Origin of the sequence: uncultured Agitococcus sp. (assembly GCF_937920075.1) — a bacterium.
Lineage (GTDB): Bacteria > Pseudomonadota > Gammaproteobacteria > Pseudomonadales > Moraxellaceae > Agitococcus.
The window spans coordinates 1-2,420 of the sequence record NZ_CALETI010000082.1 but is presented as its reverse complement, the minus strand read 5'-3'; the positions used below and the strand labels follow the sequence as shown (position 1 = coordinate 2,420).

Here is a 2,420-nt window from a genome sequence, read left to right as displayed (position 1 = left end):
CAACAATCAAGCAAGTTATCAACTCAGTTTAGATGGCGGTGTAGTGCTAGATAAAACAGCCATTTTACAACTATTGCCAAAAACCTCTGTCATTGTTGGTACAGAAGGCAACGATACATTACAAGGTGGCAAAGAGAACGACACTTATATTGTTAATAACTCTCGTGATTTGATTCAAGAACCCACAGGTAACAACAGCATAGATACCGTACAAGCCTCAGTAAGTTATGTTTTACTACCCAGTTTAGAAAACTTAACCCTCACAGGCACAGCTAACTTATCAGGCATTGGTAACAGTGCCGATAATACGCTACAAGGTAATACAGGCAACAACCGTTTATTAGCAGGCGATGGTAATGACACCCTAAACGGTGGAGCAGGTGGAGATACCTTAAATGGAGGCAACGGTGCAGATGTAATGTATGGTGGTACAGGAAATGACACGTTTACCGTACAAGATATTGCCGATGTCGTTATTGAATTTGCCAATGAAGGTTATGATTCCATCAATAGTTTTATCACCTATACCTTAACAGCTAATGTCGAACGCCTTAATTTAGAAAACTCAGGTGGTGCAATTAATGGGGTTGGTAATGAGCTAGATAACACGCTAAACGGCAACAATTTTGCCAATTTATTAATCGGTGGTGCAGGAAATGACACGCTACAAGGTAAAGGCGGTGCAGATACCTTAGAAGGTGGTTTGGGGGATGATGTTTATTATGTCGATAATCTAGGCGATGTTGTTACAGAACTAACCAATCAGGGTATAGACAAAGTTAATAGCACCATCAGTTACACCCTTACTGCTAATGTTGAACAATTATTTTTAACAGGTATTGCAGGCTTATCAGGCACAGGTAACGACTTAAACAATACTATTTATGGTAACAATGGCAATAATTTGTTGAGTGGTGGTGCAGGAAATGACAGCCTTAATGGTGGAGTAGGCAACGACACACTAGAAGGTGGTTTAGGCTTTGATACCTTAGTGGGAGGCACAGGTAACGATACCTATTTGTTAAATCTCAATTCAGGCCGAGACCTAATTAATAATACAGATACTAGCAATGGTAATGATAAATTATTAATAAGTGCAGGCATTAATGCCGATCAAGTATGGTTACGCAAATTAGGAAACGACTTAGAGGTATCCATTATTGGTACTAATAACAGTGCCAAAATACAAAATTGGTATAGTGATGCCAATAAGCGTCTTGATAGTGTACAACTGGCTGATGGCAAAGTATTACTAGAAGCTGAAGTGCAAAATCTTGTTGATGCGATGGCCAGCTTTACTATGCCAGCTATAGGACAAACCAGCTTAACCACGGCACAACATAATGCTTTAGATAGTATTATTTTAGCGAGTTGGTAATTCTTTCTAACCCTCCCTTAAAAAAGGAGGGTCTTTTAGCAAAATTATGCTTAACGACGCATATATTCTGGTAAATGTGGCGCAATAGTAGTCACTAAGGCTTTCATAATTTTAATGTTACCCGCAACGATATTGCCTGATTTTAAGTAATCATGGCCACCCGCAGTATCACACACCATACCACCTGCTTCACGAATCAATAGGTCACCAGCGGCCATATCCCACGGTGCTAAACCTAATTCAAAAAAGCCATCCAAACGACCTGCGGCAACAAAAGCTAAATCTAAAGATGCTGCACCTGCGCGGCGTAAACCTGCAGTTTGTAAAGCAACCGCTTTAAAAGCACTTAAATAAGAATCTAAATAGCTATGTTGATCGGGGCGGAACGGAAAACCTGTGCCAATTAATGCACCATCTAAGTTTTTACGTTGAGTCACACGTAAGCGACGACCATTTAAAGTTGTGCCATGACCACGACTGGCACTAAAGCATTCTTCAGTAATTGGGTTATAAACAACCGCGTGTTCGGTTTGGCCTTTATATTGAACCGCAATACTTACGGCATATTGAGGAAAACCGTGAATAAAGTTTGTTGTGCCATCTAAAGGATCAATAATCCATAACCAATCTTTACCAACACCTTGGCCTTCGATTAAACCTGATTCTTCACCCTGAAAGCCATGAATAGGGTAGGCTTTGCGTAGGTTTTCAATAATTAAACGCTCAGCATCGCGATCAACACGAGTTACAAAGTCGTTAATGCCTTTGGCTTCAACTTCAACATCAACAAATTGTAATTGCTGGGCAGCTTTGGCTATAAGCTCGCCTGCTTGTTTAGCGGCGCGAACGGCCATGGTAAGCATCGGTTGCATGGAGGTTAACTCTTAAAGAACAGTAACAGGACTTATGCATTTCATTGAAATTAGCGCGTTTTGTGAACATAAAACCATTGATGACGGTTGAAATGTGAACAAATAAGCGATAACTGCGTAAGTCCTAAGTAAATAGGATAATAATCCACAATTGAGTTGCAAATTATAGC

At 40.2% G+C, this 2,420-nt stretch carries 2 protein-coding genes; one reads left to right on the top strand and one right to left on the bottom strand.

The features are described from left to right. The coding region (locus tag Q0212_RS03175; protein WP_297922105.1) for a calcium-binding protein at positions 1-1,378 on the top strand (1,378 nt) is incomplete at its 5' end. Positions 1,379-1,428: 50 nt separating this feature from the next. Here Q0212_RS03175 and suhB read toward each other — a convergent pair. Further along, a complete protein-coding gene (gene suhB, locus Q0212_RS03170; protein WP_297922102.1) occupies positions 1,429-2,250 on the bottom strand; it encodes an inositol-1-monophosphatase in 822 nt (273 codons plus the stop codon). Positions 2,251-2,420 lie beyond the last annotated feature (170 nt).

Bases quoted from the DNA above. Each gene is read 5' to 3' on its own strand.
- suhB (WP_297922102.1), bottom strand. From the start codon at position 2,250: ATGCAACCGATGCTTACCATGGCCGTTCGCGCCGCTAAACAAGCAGGC.